This window comes from Marinospirillum minutulum DSM 6287 (genome assembly GCF_000422325.1).
Taxonomy (GTDB): domain Bacteria; phylum Pseudomonadota; class Gammaproteobacteria; order Pseudomonadales; family Halomonadaceae; genus Marinospirillum; species Marinospirillum minutulum.
This window is the reverse complement of record NZ_AULO01000010.1, coordinates 338,381-356,674: the sequence shown is the minus strand read 5'-3', so window position 1 is coordinate 356,674 and position 18,294 is coordinate 338,381. Positions and strand designations below refer to the sequence as shown.

The following is an 18,294-nucleotide window of genomic DNA, read 5'->3' as shown; positions in this document are numbered from 1 at the left end:
TAATCAGCCAACAGGTGAGGTTGAGGTTAACTTTAAGAATAACGGCACCACCAGCAATGCAGATTACACCACCAGCAATACCACCGTTACTCTAGGTACTGCTTTTAGTGCCACAGCAGTCGACGATGCCTTAGCGGATAGTGGCGAAACCTTTACCGTGTCTTTGGTGGATAAGTCTTACAACCAAGATGCCGCCAATACTGCCGATGGTAGTGGTGCTTATGAAACCGTGACTTACGATAAAGCCACAGTAACCACCACTATTCTTGATGAAACGGCCAATGACCCAGCCGACACCAGTGACAATGACTCGGCCTATACTCTAAAGTTATTTGCTTCGGATAATCAGGGCAATCTTTTATTAGATGATAATGGCAACCCTGTTGATGCTACGCAGATTCATGAAGATGCTGAGACCAGTGCTTATTATGTAGTCAAAGCAGTGGATGAATTCGGTGCTCTACTGGCAGACCAACCTGCCGGTAATGTTGAGGTTAACTTTAAAAATAACGGCACCACCAGCAATGCTGATTATACTGTTAGTAGCACCACGGTTACTTTAGGTGCGGCCTTCAGTGCTACCGCTATAAACGATGCGCTAGCCGATAACGGTGAAACTTTTACTGTATCCCTAGTTAAAGGTTCTTATAGTGAAGATGCTGCTAATACCAGTGATGGCAGTGGTGCTTATGAAACCGTAACCTACGACGATGCCACGGTTACAACTACTATTCGTGACCTAGATTTTGCAGTGGTGGAAGACAACAAAAATACCCAAGAAGATGGTAATTGGAACATTGAAGTCTTAGAAAACCTAGATCAAATTTACACAGGCGATGAGTTTGCTTCCATAAAAATCTCTGGCATTCCTAATAATGCTATTTTAAAAGATGGTGACGGCAACCCTATCACCGTGACAAATGGTTCTTACACCCTTAATAGCTGGCAAGCCACACAAGAGTTAACGCTTACACCCGCCGTTGATAGCAGCAAAGATATCGAATTAAGCTATGAAGTTACCTTGACTGACGGCTCTATCGATACTTTTGTTCAGTCTATCGTTATTAGCCCAGAAGCTGATCAACCTTGGACACTAGGAAAGCTAGGGTCTGAAACAGTCACCTATCAAAATACCTTGTTAGAAGATGCTGGTTGGACAGCATTAGATGCTGGCTGGACCGATGGCACTAATGTCTTTAACGAGCTTACCGCATCAACGGGTGATGCAGATGGCAGTGAAAGTAATACACTTGTTAGGTTTTTTACAGACCAAGATACCAACCTACCTAGTGGCACAAGATTACGCTACGAAGATGCGGATGGAAACACACAAACATTCCGTTTCAGCTCATCAAACACACACGTAGATATTCCTGCGGATAAGCTAGACACCCTACAAATTAAAACGCCTGATAACTTTAATGGCGAGCTTAGTCTTAAGATAAAAACCGCCGTTATTGATAGGGATGAGGATGGCAAAGGTTCTGACAAGACTTGGAGTGACAAGGGCAAAGTAGATCAAACTTGGGGTGAGGCAGATACCTTAACTATTCAGGTTGCAGGTAGCGCTGACCTTTCTGAAAGCTTGATTTCTGCAACCAGCGTTATCGCCCCAGAAGATAGTGGTCGAAATAAAGATACGGGTGAGTTAATCCAAAACGCTGATGGTACTTACGATATATCTGAAGCCATTGATTTAAAAATTAACTTTAGCCAAAGCAATTACACCAATACCGAAGTGATAGAGCTTGAAATTCAAGGTATTCCAGCCGATGCGTTTATTTTTGATAAAAGCGGCAATTTACTGAATGCATCGGGTGAAACTAGCATAAAAATTGTTTTAGACCCTAACGGCAACTACACGGCTCAAGCAGGTGACTTAGTATTAACCTCTAAAGGTGCTTTTAATAGCTTTGTTGAAAACCTCAAACTTGTACCACCACAGGATAGCAATGAAGACTTCACTTTAACTCTACACCAAACGGCAACCGAGCCTAGTTGGGATAGTAGCGTAGGCGGTAGTCAAACCAAGGTTGTTACCGACACCTTTGAAGTACAGCTAACGGGTGTGGCAGATAACCCAATAGTTAGTGGGGTAGACACACCCTTAGAGTTAACAGAAAGCAGCGACTGGCAAGACATTTCAGGTTTTCAAATAGCATCGGGTGAAACCCAGCATCAATCTGAAGATGTTTATGCACTGATTAAAAACCTACCTAAAGACTTCGGTTTAAGGGTTGTTGACCAAAATGGTAACGAGCTTTTTGATCAACTAGTTCTTGCTAATGTAAATGCATCAGGCGCAACTGATTGGCGAATTGATAACGACACGCTACAAAAAATCAACGCTGGTGACTACGCCATTCAGTTAAAAACACCTGAAGCAGATATGAGCGGGAAGTTATCTTTTGGTATTCGTGTCACTGTTTTAGATACAGATAGCGATGCAGGTCAAGAAACAGACACCCTAGTAGCAGACTACACGATGAATCTTGTTGTTATGCCTAAGGTTGAAAACTACAAGGCTAGCAAATCATCTGGCAGTGAAGATAGCTGGATTAAAATTGGTGAAGACCTAATTATTGGCTCAAAAGATGGTGATACGCTAGTAGAAGGTCAGTATGATTTTAATGGCACTAGCTACGATCTAAAAATTACGCTACCTAACCTTGGTGAAACAGGCGAGCATTTACAGGTTAAGGGTGATAATTTAGCCATTGATTACTCTACAGGCACAGTTTATCTGAATCAAAATGACCTAGACTCCGTCGAAATTCTTCCGCCGATGCATTCAAATGATGATATTTCTAATATTGAATTCCATCGCTATTTAAAAGACTCCATTGATGATGGCGCTCTGGATGCTAACGGCCTGCCCTATGTGCATATTGATGAAGTAGTAACAGGTCACACTGTTGAAGTAACTGGTGTAGCAGATGGTTGGACTAGTGAAGGGTTTACCGTTGTTGATTCAAATGTAGACAAAACTACTGACAACACACCTACACCTTTAAGCTCTATCGTGACTAACAATAAAAATATCGAAGATACCTACCACGATGAAACACCTGGAGCAGGCGGTGCGGCTTCAGACACCTCTGAATCTGAGTATTATATAGTTCAGAATCAAAGTGGAGCAGACAACACCAGCTGGATGATTGAAGGCGCAATTAATGTTGGTAAGGGTATATGGGTTGTTTCTGAAGAAGCTTTAAATTCAGCCAATATAAAAATACTAGACTTTACCGGTGACGGAACCTTAGACCTTCAAATTACACCCGTCAGTAAAGAAAATGATGCTAGTTCAGAAAACCCTGCTGGTACTCTTTTTGGTGATCCTCGTGACTTTACTATTGAATACACCCCTGTTACTGGAGGCGGTGGTGGTGATAACAGCTTACCCGTTATAGACCTGCATAATAAAAATGTAGGGCTTGAAGACACCCTTCTGACTAATGTACTTGAAGGCACAACCGTATCAGAAGGCGCAACCTTATCTTATGTCATTAGCAATGTTTCAAATGGTGCTGTTGACGTTACCGGCATGTACCAACTACCTGATGGTAGCTTTGTTGGTACAGGTCAAATTAACTTTGACCCTACCGATGAGTTTAATGGCGATGCTGGTTTTACAATTGAAGTTATAGCCACCGGTACTAATGGTAAACAAGCATCTGTAACTAAAGACATCACTTTAGATATTAACCCTGTGCTAGATGAGAGCAAGGTGAGTGCAGAGGGTGGAACTGAAACCAATGCTGTTGCTGAGGGTAGTGCAGAAGAAAGTATTGCGCTGAATATTCAAATTACCTCAGACGATACTGACGGCTCTGAAAAGCTACAAGGCGATATTACCCTCACACCAAAAGATGGCGGCAGCTTAACTGGACCAGGTGTTACAGCTAATGCTGATGGCTCTTACACTGTTTCACCAGCTAACCTAGGTAGCGTTGCTTTTGTACCTAATGCCTATACGCACGGTGAGTATGAGTTTGGTATTACTTATACTTGGATAGACGTTGATGCCAACGGTGGTGCTAATGTTTCTGAAACCATCACAACTAGCTTTAAAATCACGATAGAGTCTCAGGTCGATCAAATTGATGTAGCAGTCACCCCTTCTACTAACACGATTAATGAAGCTGAAGACTACCCCTTAAATTTATCCGTTATACAACACGACAGTGATGGCAGTGAAATGGCATCGGTTAGAATTAGTGGTATTCCTGATGCGCTTTTTATTCAAGATGCCAATGGCAATAAAATAGGTAACTACAGTGCTAACAGTGATGGCACAGTTAGTGTGGTATTAAAAGGCTCTGAAGTACCTACCGCTGGTGGCCTAACACTGCATGACACCACCGGAACTTATGGCGGCGAATTTAAGCTAGCTATTACTGCCTATAGCTTTGATAAAGTAACCAAAGAAATAGAGGTAGGTTCAGATACCGTCACTTTATCTATCACCCCTGTTGCAAGCGGCATTACACAAGTTGATGCAGGCAGTGCCGAAACCAACCTTGTAATTGGTGATGAAGACAACGCTGGTATGCCTTTAAATCTAGACGTTATCATGGTGGATTTAGACGGCAGTGAGAAACTAAAAATTACTTTTAGTGATGAGTTTGCAGATGAAAACTTTACTGCAACTTATACTGATGAAGCGGGTGCTCAACAAACGCTAACCGATACCAGCTACTTAACTGCTGCTGAAGCTCAAACCATTAAGCTAGTACCACCAGAAAACTACAAGGGCAAGTTCGACCTAACCGTTAAAGTGCAAACAGTTGAGTTAGATGCTACGGGCAATGTCATTGATACTTTAGCTACACCAGTTGAAAAAACCGTTGAAGTAACAGTCAACCCCCTAGCAGACCAGTTCACTATTGATACCGCTGGTGGTAGCGGTGAAGAAGATAGCAGTATCAATCTAGGCTTAAAACTAACCCTTGAAGACAGCTCTGAACTCTTAAACCTTACCCTTAGCGGCTATGAGGAAGGCTCTTCCTTCTTGGTTGATGGCACGCTAGTTACAGGAGTGGTAGATGGTAATAGCATTACCTTTGATGGTTTAACAGCAGCCCAAGTTGAAGCCATAGCAATTCATCCACCAGAAAACTACAGCGGCACTATGGCAATGGAAGCCAGCATTAAAACTGTTGATGGTACGGCTGTTCTAAATACTCCTGTTACCCAAACCTTTAATTTAGAAGTAACGCCTCTAGCTGATCAGCCTGATTTATCAGCTTCTTACTTGTCTAATGAAACTGATAATGGTGACGGTAGCTTCTCTTATGACCTTACCCTTGATGCTGCGCTAACGGATGCTAGTGAAACCTTAACTTTAAGACTTGATGGCATCCCTACAAACAGCTTATTAGCTAATGCTGCAGGTGACACTTTACTCATTACTGATGGATCTATAGTGCTAACCACAGATCAATTAGTTGGATTAAAGTTAACCACACCTAATCAGCTGATACCTGATGGCCCTGGTGGCTTGCACCTAGAAGCTAGTGCAATTTCTACTGAAGATATGGGTACAACAGATACCAGTGACGACCTTAGCGCACTACAAACCAACACCCTTATTGATGGTGTTATTGAAGGCATAGCCTATACCACCACTTCTGGACACTTTGGTTTTACTGATAGCCAAGGCAGTTTCCAATATAGGGAAGGTGACTCCGTTACCTTTAAAGTTGGTGACCTAGTGCTAGGTGAAGCAAGCCCTGAAGACTTAGTACAGAATGCAGTATTCCTTCAAGATATGGCCAATGTATCTCGTGCAGACTTGAATGATGAATACGTTGAAAACATGGCTGTTTTTATACAGTCCTTAGATAAGGATGATAATGCAGACAATGGTATTACTATCACACCAGAAATTCATGCTGCTTATGAGGGTGTTGTACTAGACCTGCGTACAGCGACAGAAGAAGAGGTTCGCGATGCTGTTGAACTAGCTGGCAAAACAGCCATAACCGAACAGCAAGCGATGGATCATGTACAAAGAATGTTAGAGCAGTATTCTAATCAAAGTGAATTTGAGGCGCATGTTAGTGATTCTTTAAACACTAATGAAGCAAACGAATTTGGTGACCCGAATCAAGAGCCAGCTGACTTTGCTGCTATGAATGACTTGTTTATATTTGGTAACGGCAATGAACAAGCCCTATTGGATGCTTTAGAAAAGGGTGTTGAAGAAGCGCCAGCAGATCAAAACTGGCTTTCACAAACCGAAGAAGATCAAGGCAATAGCGATTCATTATTTGATGCAACTGATCATTCAAATAATGATGAACTAGAGCCTTCAACTTATGATGACCAACCCTGTGGCTGGTAATTATTGCTGATTTACAAACGATTAACCTAAACTAGGACAACGGTATAGAGCAGAGCTGCTTTATGCCGTTTTTTACTTTTTTAAATTTTGAGGTTCAGAATGCGTATCAGCAGACTTCTGCTACTAAGCCTTGTTTGTGGCTACCCAGTTTTTTTACCAGCACAGGAAGGTGTTTATATTGGTGGCTTTTATGAGTCGGTTACTACAGATGAAATGAAAAGAAGCAGAGCGGCTTATGACTATTTAGATAAGGGCAAAGGGCCAGGATTAGAACTAAGTGTACTTTTTACCCCTTCGTGGGGAGCAAGACTAGAATGGGCAGAGCAGGACTATAATCGTGCTTCAAACCTTGCCAAAGGCGATAATGAACGCCGCCTTGGCTTAGATTTAATGTACCGTTTTACTGAAAAAAACCACCTCTACACCTTTGCTGGCTTTAAAAGCCTTACCCCTGGAGAAGGTCATTCCGCTGTTAATTTGGGTCTTGGGGCAAGTCTTCCTTTAGTTTCACGCTGGTCTTTATTTGCAGAAGGTGTTGTTTACCAAGGCATGAAAGAAAGCTTCACGGATTATGGCATTAAAGGAGGCGTGCGTTACCGGCTTTACACCAGTGAAGTTGACTTTATTCATCCTCACAAGCCCGTACAAACCGTTATTATTCCTGCACCGATTATTGATTCAGATAAAGACGGTGTTGTTGACCGCTTAGACCTTTGCCCTAATACGCCCATTACACACCTAGTAAATGAAGATGGTTGTTCTATTGTTGAACAGTTTCTTATTGCTATAAGGGTTAATGTTCTTTTCCCTAATGACTCTAGCTATATTGACCCTGCTTACTACCCTGAAATTAAAAAAGTAGCCGATTTTATGGCGCAGCATCCTGAAACAGCCGTTGAAATTGGTGGGCATACCTCCGCACCAGGCTCAGAAGAATACAACTTGAAGCTTTCTACAGCTAGAGCTAAGGCAGTAGTGGAAGTGCTAGTAAAAGAGTACAACCTTGACCCTAAACTTGTAACGGGTAAGGGTTATGGCGAATCTCGATTACTTGATACTAAAGATAATGAGCAGGCACATAAAATGAACCGCCGTATTGAAGCCATTATTTATGCACTAGCTACTCAACCCCTTAAACGTTAACTAACCTTCGCGCCTATAAGTTAGTAAGCGGCCTTTAAAGGGTGGCTTCTCGCCTAAAGAAAAGGGTAGGCGCTTTTCTGTAAGTGTATAGCCTAGTTTTGCCATGGAACGGCTAAAGCTATTTCTGTAACCACGACCTGGACAGCTAATAATTACTTTAGAGCTAGGTTTAGCAACTCGCCCAATTAAACCCGCTAGCAACTCGGCATGATTAGGCTCATATAAAAGATCACTACCCACTATCAAATCAAAACGCTCTATCTCTGGCCCAACTACGCCCCAAGGTAAATCCATATAAGGAATAAGTGGCAAATTATTTAGGTTGGTATTGTGGTTCAGAAAGGTTTCACTTAAGGGGTGGTGGTCACTGGCGGTAATGTTTGCACCACGGTATTGCAACACTAGGCTAGGTAAACCCAAACCACAGCCTAGTTCTAGCACTCTGCGTCCATCTATTTCAATTTTTTTAACCGCTTTAGCTAAGACCTGACTAGCCGGCCAAAGCTGCCCAAACATACTCCAACTCGCAGAACAAATACCTGCTTTTGCAGCACTGCCTGTTGGATCAAAATACTGCTGATGATCACTTAACGCCTGAATCTGACCTTTAAAAGTACCAACTTTTATATCTAAGTTACGGACTTGATAGCCTTTCATAACGCCTCCAATTAGTAGTTCTACTAGGTAAGATACCGTTTTTTAAGAACTTTTCCCAACAGTAGGCGTTAAAGTCTAGCTATCCTTGGCTTGGCTTTCCTGTTTTTCTGGCTCTTCATAGCCGGTAATCATGGGCTTAATATGACTAAATACTGTTTTACCTAAGGTTGTCATATACACATGCCCAATAATAAACACCATCATCGCAAAAGCGGCGGCGGTGTGAACATAAGCAACGCTTTGCAGCGACAAAACATCAGCCAAAGCGGCTGGCCAATCGCTGTAAAACAAATACAGCATACCTGAAACCCAGATAACCGGTGAGATAAGTAATTTAAAACCCAAATAAGCTAAACGCTGCAAAGGGTTGTGCTTGGCATTGGTGGTTTTTTTATAAGGGTGGTCTTCGCCCTTAAACGCACCAACCGCATAGTAATAAGCAACGGCAAACAAGCCTTTGCTGGTTGGCAAGTAATGCTTCCACTCACCCGTGGTTAAGTGCCAAAAAATAGCAAATACCCACAAAACAATTAACGCCCAAGCAGCAAAGGTGTGAACTTCAACCGCAGTGGCAAAACTTAGCAGTGAATAACTGCCGTGAATTTCAAAGCCTGTACCGATTAGCGTAAAAATAAGCAGGGCTTGCGACCAATGCCAAAACCGCTCAAAACGTTTAAAAATCATTTCCTGGCTCGTACTTTCCTGATTCATATAAGGTTCCTTTGCGACTTCACGCTTGGTTTATTCTTTTAGAAATACTTAATGCAACTCTATGCACCACTACGCCAGCTAGGGTAAGAAAAACGGCTAACCAACCTAAGCGGTCTAGCCAAACATTGCTGTCATGGCCTGGCATATAAATACCCGGCAAACCGGCTAGGCGGCTGTCGGCACTGTGGCAAGCGGCACACTCTAAGGCTTGATCGGCAGAAGGCACCATGTGGGTAATTGGCCAGTGCATGGTGGTTTCTATAAAGTCGTATTCTCCACTAAAAGCAAAGCCTGTTTTGTCGCTGGCCTCTTGCAACGCCTTGTGCCAGTCAAAGTTTTTCCAGAAAGAAGTGTCGTCAGCACCAAATACGTGAGTAGCTAAAAGTGTATTGTGTTTAGTGTCGTAAGGCTGTTTGCCACGCATCACTTTAAAAGGCCAAATGCGTGAATCAGGATCACCCGCACTGCCTTGAATGCGGTTAACGCCTAAGGGCGGTTTACTCACATCAAACTCGTCTTCAATTTGGGTGTATTCCACCGTGCCATTAAACCAAGCATAGGTAGGAACCACGTTTTCACCGTAACCAAAGTCACCTTTTTGGCTGCTATAAACCAAGCGGCCTTGTTCATCTTTTTGGTTAATCTGCTTGCCTTCTTCAGTTAAACGACCAGCCGTTGACCAATCCCACCACATTTTAGTGGCAACACCGCCACGGGCATATTCAGGAATATGGCAGCTTTGGCAGGCAATTTTTTCTGAGTGCTGGTTAAGCTTGGCTTGCGGGTGGGGATCATTATTGTGGCAAGATTCACAACTAGCGGCTTTAACTTTGCCATGCCCTGGGTTAACCACGCCTTGGGTATCTTTGGCATTCACTTGGTAACGGCTACCAGCAACATCATGCCCCCAAGTGCTGTGGCATTCAGAACAGCTAAAGTTCAGGCCATCGGCTGCCATGTGCACATCTAAACTGGCTTTGGGGTTATGCAAAGAAGAGTCTAAATCACCGTGTTTAACACCATCGCCACCGCCGCCATAAAAGTGGCAACTACCACAGGTAGCACGGTTACTAGCACCCACATGCTGAGCAATTTCGGTTAAATCGGGCGGTAAAACCATTTTGCCGCTGCCCTTAGGCCATTCACGGGGAATTTCTGTAGGCAAGCCCGACAAAACTGGGAACTTCTTATAACCGCCAGTGGTGTCGTGGCAAACTAAACAGTCCACAGCGCTGTCGGCTTCGGGTGGGGGTTGGTTCATGTCTTTCCAGCCATAACCTATATGGCAAGAAGTACAGCGTGGTTCGTTAGTGACGACCATGCCGCAAAAGCTGTTCATCACCTTGCTTTTACCTAGCTGCTGACCGGTTTCTTCATGGTCATAAAGCCAAGTCCAGTGGGTGGTTTTTTTAACCTGACTGGCAGCTTCAGTATGGCAACTTAAACAAGCTTCAGTCACTTCAGGCGCGGTTTTAAATTCGCCCTGCAGCACTTTAAACTTACTGTGGTCAGCCGTGGTTTGTGAAGGTTTATCAGCCGCTTGCAGGTTTCCTACCAAAAACAATGTTAGTAGTAATAGGGCAAGCAAGCGTAGCAAGAGGGAGGGAGTAAATGTTTTCATCAGCGATGCCTTACTGCTTTAGCAGCTTTTATAATATATTAGCCATATACAATACACCTTAATCTTGCAAGTTTAAAAAGGTATTTTAGTTGCATCCCAGTTTAATAACTGACCATTTTGCTCGGGCTTTAGGTTTTCACTTACCTTTAAAAGCCGTATGGCTGTTTGGTGAGGTGTTTGTAGCTGGCCTTCTGGTAAGTTTTTTTGGAAAGGTTCAGATAAGGGCGTAGCTGTTGTGCCTGGGTGCAAAGTTACTAAACACGCACTTTTATTAACCCTGCCAATTTCTATACTAAGGTTTTTTATTAGCATGTTAAGTGCTGCTTTGGTCATTCTATAGCTATACCAGCCACCCAACTTATTATCACTAATGCTACCCACCTTGGCGCTAAGGACTAAAACTTTTATATTTTGTTTTTTGGTTAAATAACGATACAAAGCCTGCAAATAGAGTGCAGGAACCGTTACATTAGAGTGAAATCGTTTTTCTAGTAGCTGGCTCTTTAGCTGTAGCAGGTTCTTTTCTGGCATACCCTCATCATTGTGCAGCACACCATTACAAATAAAAATAGTTTCGGGCTGTTGTTCTAAAGCTAAGTCTACCTGCTGCTTACAGCTTTCTTCACTTTGCTCAGCATCTTGAAACCAGTATAAAGGTGCTGTTTTAGGTGCTAATAATTCAGGTTTAGCTTGGCGGCTAATCACACTGACCACAGCTCCTGCTGCGCTGCATTCTTTGGCAATTGCTAAACCAATTTGGCTAGAACCACCAACAATAAGTACAGATTTAGGTATGGACATCAAGGCGCCTCTATGGGTAATAACACTTCATTTCTTCTTAAAAACCAAGGTTTAAATGGCGGATCATACCTTGCCCAAACTGGCTCACCAATAACGGTATAACCCTTTTCTTCTAGCCAGTCTTCTAGCTTGGTCTTGTTTTCTAAATAACCTTTTTCTGTCCATAAACCTGAATAGCGAATTACCGCTAGGTGACGCTCTGGAACTTGGCGCAAGGTAACCTGTGGATCATTTGGCGTAGGCAAAGTTTCCAAAGTTGTTCCTGCTGGCATAGTAAAACTTATTGCCCAACTATTTTTAACTGGGTGCTGAGTAACAGGCGAAGTCATGGCAATTTTTTCGCTTTCTGAGCTTTGAGTAACGGGGGAGGTCGTAGCAACTTTTTGCTGAGAAGTATTGTTGCCAGTGATGTATTTAAATAAACGCATAAAGGCTTTATTGCCAACATTACTAAAGCTACCTGCTACCAAGGTTTCTGCTACCACCTGCGGTGCATAGCTTCGTAACTCAAAATCACCTTCTTTAATCATTAGCGTATAGTCTGCTTCTTCACTAGCCATAGCTTTTCCAGCTCCTAACAATAAAATAAATAGCACTACAAGTGTGCTTTTAAAACTAACCATAAGTGCTTGCTCCTAGTGTTTTAATGCTAATCAATAGCTAAAAACTGCTTTTTTGCGGGTTTTATTTCCTGTGCTAGCACCAGTAGGCTAGTAGCAACCATAAAGCTAAAGCTTGCCCAAAACACACCGGTGGCTAGTTGCTTATCAACCAACCAACCGAAGAGTAAAGGCCCTGCAATTGCACCAAAATTAAAGCCTGTAGATACAATTCCAAACACTTTACCTTCTGAACCTTCTGGCGCTGCAGCTCTAACCAACATATCCCTTGAAGGCGCGACGACTCCAGTCAAGAAGCCGATTAGTGTTAGTGTTCCTACTAAAACAAAACCAGCTAAAGGCAAGTAAATAACTAACAACACCAGTACAGCTGCCAAGCCAAAAGTTAGGGCTGCTAAAAAACCGTGTTTAGTAGTTTTATCAGCTAAATATCCACCAAAAAGCACCCCAAAGGCGCTGGCAAATAAAAATCCGGTTAATGCTTGGTTAGCCAAATTTAAGGGTGTATTGAAGCCTTCTACCAAGGCGGTAACAGAAAACTTTTCTATCGAACCCGTGCTTAAACTTAGCAGCATAAATAGCAGAGTTAAAACGCCAAGAGTAAATACCGGCAAGCGCAAGGGGCGAACCTCTACGGCTGGCTTACCTTCTTTTGCTAATCCAACATTAATGGGCGCAATTTCAAACGAGCGTAACTGCAAAAGTGCCCAAACCAAAAAACCTAACAAGGCAGCAAAGGCAAAAGCCCAGCGCACATCTAAGGTAAAGGAAATAGCTATAATAATCGGCGGCGCTAAGGCAGCACCTAAATAACCTGAAAAGGTGTGAATGGAAAAAGCACGTCCCATACGCTCACGGGGCATTCCTTTAGAAAGCAGCGCATAGTCAGCTGGGTGATAAACACCATTGGCTAAACCTGACAAAGCCATCGCCAAGATTAAAACAGGGTAACTAGGCATCAATGCCAGCAGTAAATAACTTAACCCACCTAAAAACAAAGCTCCTTTAAGCAGCGATTTAGCACCCCATTTGTCCACCAAAAAGCCGATGGGGGCTTGCACCAATGCAGACACCACACCAAACACAGCCAAGGCAAAACCTAGCTGCATAAAGTTAACCTGCATCATTTCTGGCAATACAGGAAGTAAAGCCGGAATCACCAGCATATAAAAGTGGCTAACTAGGTGAGCCGCTGATACTTGAGCTAACAAGCCTCGATTGGAAGACTGCACCACCTTCTCCTAAATATCTTTTTTACCCAACTGGCTGGCGTAAAGCCACCGAAGGCCTAAGCCCAGATCGCGCCGCCAAAGCACTGATGGCCGCAGGCTACCTAATCCCCGATGGCAAACGACCACAGCGCAAAGTAAGCCTGCCCAACAATACCCGCCCACGCATGTATTGTATTAAAGGCAGTATATTGGATAACTAACGAGGCGATGAACCCTGTATGGGCTTGTCGTCTTGCAGCGTACCGCCAGTCAACATAAATACCTAACGATACTTGAAGTCCAACACGGACAGTACCGCTAGAATACAGGTTGTGCACTTACTGTGCAGGGGGGCTTGTAATCGTCCTAAACGGAAAATACCCTTGCGCTATTATCAGCAATTGATAAGATATACGCCTTATGTATAAGCGTACAGCCTTTTGATTGACCAAACGCTGTTTTATGCACTTGCTTGCAATCTAGCGAGCAACTAGTCGAGTAAAGAAATGAAAAATACCAAACAAATGCGCTGTGTAATCGGTATTAAGGGGCAAACAACCGACCCCGATTACCCCGTCGATATCTGGTTCGATTCGCTGAAATCGGTGGCGAATGTGCTGTCGAAAGAAAACCAGCATTTGTTAAAAGTGATAGCCGAGCAACAGCCCCAATCGGTTACGGAATTGGCTGCGCTTACCGGTCGAGCGGTTAGTAATGTGTCGAGAACATTAAAAACACTAGGAAAGTACAACTTAGTTGCAATGCAAAGTACAAAAAACACGCTTCGCCCTACAGTCATTCATCAAGAATTTTTAGTAGTAGTAAATAATGAAAAATAGAATTAGCACTCTTCAACAGGTGGAAGCACTTATTCAACCTTTAACACTTGCCCATGTACCACAAGACAGTGATGTTGAAGCGGTAATTAACCAATGGTTACACGCAATTGCATCATGAATTGCCAAACATGACTTACTGCTATTTTTTTAATTGGGAGATCAAACTAGATGGCATTGATTTTAAAAAAAGGATTAATTCTTGGCGAGGGTGCACGCGCGCTCAAGATTGAAAACGTCACAAATGAAGTAATCTATGTTCGGGGTGGCCAAGATGGGAATCCTTTGAGATTTATACCCGTTTGTCTTGTCAAATCCTTAATAAATGCCATAAATGACAATAAAATAACCCTTCAAGATATTTCTCGGAAGTACCGTTCTGATAAAAATCTCCCCCACCTTTTTGAAGAATTGGAGTTGAGTTTTGATAAGTACATTCTCGGATATGATTCTACAATTCAAAAAATATGTGAGTATGTTTTAGAAAAACCAAACTCCGATGAAGTAAAAAAACTCTTAGAAAAAGCACTGCCTCTTTCCAAACCCTTCCTCCTGCTAGCTGGCATCTCTGGCACAGGTAAAACTCGCTTTGTGCGTGAACAGGCTAAAACCTCGGGGCAGTTTACAGAAACCTATTGTTTAACCTCAGTGCGCCCCGATTGGCATGAGCCGAGTGATTTGCTTGGCTATATATCGCGCTTAAATGGCGACGCTGAATATATTACTACCGATGTATTACAGTTTGTCGCCAAAGCTTGGCGTGCCATTGCTGATAGCGGCTTAACCGTTGAAGCTAAAAATAGCGAGGACCAAGGCAAGCAGTTAGTGGTAACAGGTGAGCATGATGCGCTAGAAAAGGTTTTGCCTTACTGGCTGTGCTTGGATGAAATGAACCTTGCCCCTGTTGAGCAGTATTTTGCCGACTATTTATCGGTACTGGAAACCCGCGAATGGCGTTGGACAGGTGACAGCTTTACCTACAGCAGTGATGCGCTATTAAAGCCTGCAACAATAAAAGAGGTAGAAGATAATAACAAACTGCGCGAGGCGTTGGGTTTTGAAGCGCCTGAGTACAATGAGTTATGGCAGTTAATTTGCCAATATGGTTTAGGTATTCCGTTCAACCTGCTTGTCGCGGGCACGGTAAATATGGATGAAACCACGCATGGCTTTTCTCGCAAAGTGATTGACCGTGCGCTTAGCTTTGATTTTGGTGCGTTTTTCCCTAATGACTATAACGACTTTTTCACCCCAACTAGCTGCAATAAACGCCTTAGCTATCCTATTTGGTCAAACGCCTGCACAGCGGATTTAGCTGATACGTTTGATGCGGATGGCACAAAAACGGTTGCGTTTTTATCGGCCGTTAATGCAGTGCTAAAAAATACACCGTTTGAATTAGCGTTCCGTGCGCTCAATGAACTTCTTCTAGCGGTTGCCAGCAGCCAACCACAAGATGAACTGACCCTAAAAGCCGTATGGGACGACTTTATGATGTGTAAGGTTCTGCCGCGTATAGAAGGCGATACCGACAAACTCACCACACCAGATGGTAAGGCTTTGTTGGCAGAACTTGATACCGTGCTAGCAGACCTGTTAGCCCCTATTTGGCAAGCAGAACAAGGCGACAAGAATCAACGCCCTGACTTGTATCGTGAGAACATCGTGGCCGATGGTGTTCCTGATGAGGAAAAAATACTGTTCATTCCGTGCCGTTCAAAAGCTAAATTGAAATGGATGAGTGATCGTTTAGCAAGTGCCACTTTCACCAGTTTTTGGCCTTAATACGTGACGGTAGGAGTGGTAGGGAATGCCAGAGTTAATACGATTACAAACCCTTGACTATGAATTTTCAGTCTGGGCTAATGATATTAGCCAGCGAACCAAGGTTTATCAGAATACCGTAGCAAACAGGGCGAGTTTAGCAGCCAATATGTACCTTGATGCTAAACCCACGCAGCCCAGTTATGAAATTCGCTTTGCGCCAGCGGCTGAACTTAGTAATACCATTGAACCACAAGGGCTAGTTGCAGATTGTTTAGTAAAAAGCAGGTTAACAAAATACACAGAGCTGACCTTAAACTCACCATTATTTTTTGAAAATACCCAGTACCAGTTTGAGTGGATATTTTTTAGTGAAGTAACTAACGCGCGTTTGACCCATCGTAGTCAAAGTGTGAATGAGGCATTCCGTTTTGCTCCCGAAGTAAAAACCGCAAGGGGCATTGTACCCGCACGTTTAACCGGCACTATCAATACCGGCAATGATGTAGGGTGGTTACGTTTGCCTCTCACTTTTGAGCTTAATGACAAAACACAGACTCAGCATATTGCGTTTGAAGTGCTTCCCACCAAAATGGCGCTGCACCAAGACTTGCCCGCCATGTACCAAGCCATTGACAAGGTTTACCCCCTTTGGCGCTTTAGTTTGGTAGAAAAAACTGAGCAAGACGCGGCAACTAGCCAGCAACGCGGTCACTTTCCACTCATGTGGCTGGCTAATTTTGTGGCGTTAAGAGAGCGCTTTGAGCAAGGCTTAAAAGTGATTTGTGCCGCACCTCATAGCCGTTTACAACCCACAGTGACCAATATTAAAGCTGCTAAATTAAAAGGCCGCTTGCCACATAAGTTAGCTGAAAAGCTTAAGCAAGACTTTGTTAATGGCCTGTACGATAAACACTACACTATCGAAAAAAAGCAACTCAGTGTCGATACCCCAGAAAACCGCTTTATCAAAATGGCAGTGAGTAAAAGCAAGCGGCAATTAGCGGAGTTTGAACAAAAGCTTAGGCAAAGTAACCAAGCACCAGAACGGCAACGGTTGTCGGATTCATTTTTAAATGAGCTGCATAGTTGGCAACAACCGCTGCAAAAAGTATTAGGTCAAAGTTTTTTAAAAGAGGTTGGCGCATACACAGGGTTAAACCGTGAGTCGTTAGTGCTTCAGCAAAAAACCGGTTACAGCACGGTGTATCGTATTTGGCAGGAGCTGAAATTTTATTTAGATGTGTTTGGCAATCAGTCGAGCATTTCAATGAAGTCGGTGGCTGAGATTTACGAAGTGTGGTGTTTTTTGTGTTTGAAGCAGATTTTAGAGCAAGAGCTTGGCTTTGAATTGGTTGAAAACAGCGCGAATAAGCTCGCCCAAAATGACTTTTTTGAGTACCAACTAAAAGATGGTATGCGTGGAGCATTTCGTTTTAAGCGTGCTGATGGAGTTACGGCAAGACTCGCTCATGAACCGACTTTCAATAAAGCAAGCCAGATACGTTCGTATCTAGTGAACCAAAAGCCGGATATTGTGTTGGAAGTGACGTTGCCTAAAACCGCCAGCTCAGGCTCAGATTCTTCAGAAAAAAAGCAGTTTATTTGGTTGTTTGATGCCAAGTACCGCATTAAAACCGAGAAAAACCGCTTTGATGATAATAGTGAAGATATTGAAAGCACTAATTACGTACCAGACGATGCCATTAACCAAATGCACCGTTACCGTGATGCTCTCATCCGCTTGTCTGAGTTTCCATCCAGTTCAATAGTCGGCCAATCCGCAAAGAAAAGCCGCCCTGTTTTTGGTGCTTTTGCTTTATACCCTGGCTTTTTTGATCAAGCTACAAATCCAAACCCCTACGCAGCCGCGATAGAGGAAGTGGGTATTGGTGCGTTTGCCCTGTTACCTAGCCAGATGGAGTACGATTATTCCGGTCACCAGTGGTTGCTAGAGTTCTTGCAAGCCCAAATTGGCACAGCGCCAAATACACAAGCAGGACAAGGTAATAAGGCTATGGCTGGGATGGCCGAAAGGCTCTACGTACAAGAAGCTGCGAGAATACCTTACTACGGTATGCACCAAGTGCTATACCCAGACTTAACGATGACAGTGGCATTGGGTGGGCAACGTGGCCGTGATAATGGCTACTTTGAAAAATTTGAACAAGGTACAGCGCAGTGGTATCACCTGCCGCAAAGCACGTTTTTGCAGAAATTTAAGCAGCATATTGCCGAGGAAATTCGCTATTTAGCATTAGCCTCTACCTCAGACACCCAAAGTTCAACCAAGCAAATTGACAAACTTTGGCCGGTTAAACGAGTCACTGTTTTGCCACGCTACGCTATTACCGAAGATCAAGCGGGTAAGAAGTCTAGTTCTGCTGATTTGTATTATTTATTTGAGCTAGGCAAACCACTCTTGCTACAAACACCAGTGACCAACGTGCCACATCGTCCAATGAAAAACTCGATGAAACTCACAACCTTAACTCGCCTAGAGAGTGTAGCTAAGTTTACCGAGGTTGAAAAAGTGTACGAAGAGGCAATGGTGTGAAAAAGGGGTGTTATCAATTATGTAGAA

Annotated in this window: 12 protein-coding genes; 6 read left to right on the top strand and 6 right to left on the bottom strand. The window is 43.3% G+C overall.

The features are described 5' to 3' along the window. Together H571_RS15940 and H571_RS0105240 are read left to right on the top strand one after the other, a co-directional pair. A partial coding sequence (locus tag H571_RS15940; protein WP_027848395.1) for a hypothetical protein occupies positions 1-6,346 on the top strand: 6,346 nt, incomplete at its 5' end. 99 nt (positions 6,347-6,445) lie between these two features. Then, positions 6,446-7,489: an OmpA family protein gene (locus tag H571_RS0105240; protein ID WP_027848394.1), complete on the top strand. Its 1,044-nt coding sequence runs from the start codon at positions 6,446-6,448 to the stop codon at positions 7,487-7,489. On the opposite strand, the gene H571_RS0105235 is transcribed toward H571_RS0105240, so the two are convergent. The 6 genes from H571_RS0105235 to H571_RS0105210 all read right to left on the bottom strand — a co-directional run bounded on the left by H571_RS0105235 (position 7,490) and on the right by H571_RS0105210 (position 13,131). After that, positions 7,490-8,146, bottom strand: a complete 657-nt coding sequence (locus H571_RS0105235; RefSeq protein WP_027848393.1) for a class I SAM-dependent methyltransferase — start codon at positions 8,144-8,146, stop codon at positions 7,490-7,492. 75 nt (positions 8,147-8,221) lie between these two features. Beyond that, positions 8,222-8,830: a cytochrome b/b6 domain-containing protein gene (locus tag H571_RS0105230; protein ID WP_156887839.1), complete on the bottom strand. Its 609-nt coding sequence runs from the start codon at positions 8,828-8,830 to the stop codon at positions 8,222-8,224. Positions 8,831-8,876: 46 nt separating this feature from the next. After that, a complete protein-coding gene (locus H571_RS0105225) occupies positions 8,877-10,478 on the bottom strand; it encodes a tetrathionate reductase family octaheme c-type cytochrome (protein WP_036217621.1) in 1,602 nt (533 codons plus the stop codon). 72 nt (positions 10,479-10,550) lie between these two features. Further along, entirely contained in the window at positions 10,551-11,279 is a 729-nt protein-coding gene (locus H571_RS0105220) for an SDR family NAD(P)-dependent oxidoreductase (RefSeq protein WP_051168161.1), read from the bottom strand. Next, entirely contained in the window at positions 11,279-11,902 is a 624-nt protein-coding gene (locus tag H571_RS0105215; RefSeq protein ID WP_027848389.1) for an SOUL family heme-binding protein, read from the bottom strand. The genes H571_RS0105220 and H571_RS0105215 overlap by 1 nt, the downstream gene beginning before the upstream one ends. 26 nt (positions 11,903-11,928) lie before the next feature. Then, positions 11,929-13,131 carry an MFS transporter gene (locus H571_RS0105210; RefSeq protein ID WP_027848388.1) on the bottom strand — a complete coding sequence of 401 codons (1,203 nt, stop codon included), beginning with the start codon at positions 13,129-13,131 and terminating at the stop codon, positions 11,929-11,931. A 485-nt stretch (positions 13,132-13,616) separates the two neighbouring features. Here H571_RS0105210 and H571_RS0105205 point away from each other — a divergent pair, with 485 nt between their 5' ends. From H571_RS0105205 to H571_RS0105190, 4 genes are read left to right on the top strand one after another with little or no spacing between them, the layout of a single operon-like run. Beyond that, positions 13,617-13,949 (top strand): HVO_A0114 family putative DNA-binding protein, encoded by a 333-nt coding sequence (locus H571_RS0105205; protein WP_027848387.1) that lies wholly within the window; start codon positions 13,617-13,619, stop codon positions 13,947-13,949. Continuing rightward, positions 13,939-14,067 carry a hypothetical protein gene (locus tag H571_RS16175; RefSeq protein WP_281167267.1) on the top strand — a complete coding sequence of 43 codons (129 nt, stop codon included), beginning with the start codon at positions 13,939-13,941 and terminating at the stop codon, positions 14,065-14,067. The genes H571_RS0105205 and H571_RS16175 overlap by 11 nt, the downstream gene beginning before the upstream one ends. 50 nt (positions 14,068-14,117) lie before the next feature. Then, positions 14,118-15,731: an McrB family protein gene (locus H571_RS0105195; protein WP_211219757.1), complete on the top strand. Its 1,614-nt coding sequence runs from the start codon at positions 14,118-14,120 to the stop codon at positions 15,729-15,731. A 25-nt stretch (positions 15,732-15,756) separates the two neighbouring features. Beyond that, positions 15,757-18,267, top strand: coding sequence for a restriction endonuclease-like protein (locus H571_RS0105190; RefSeq protein WP_027848385.1), 2,511 nt, complete (start codon positions 15,757-15,759; stop codon positions 18,265-18,267). Positions 18,268-18,294: the final 27 nt, after the last annotated feature.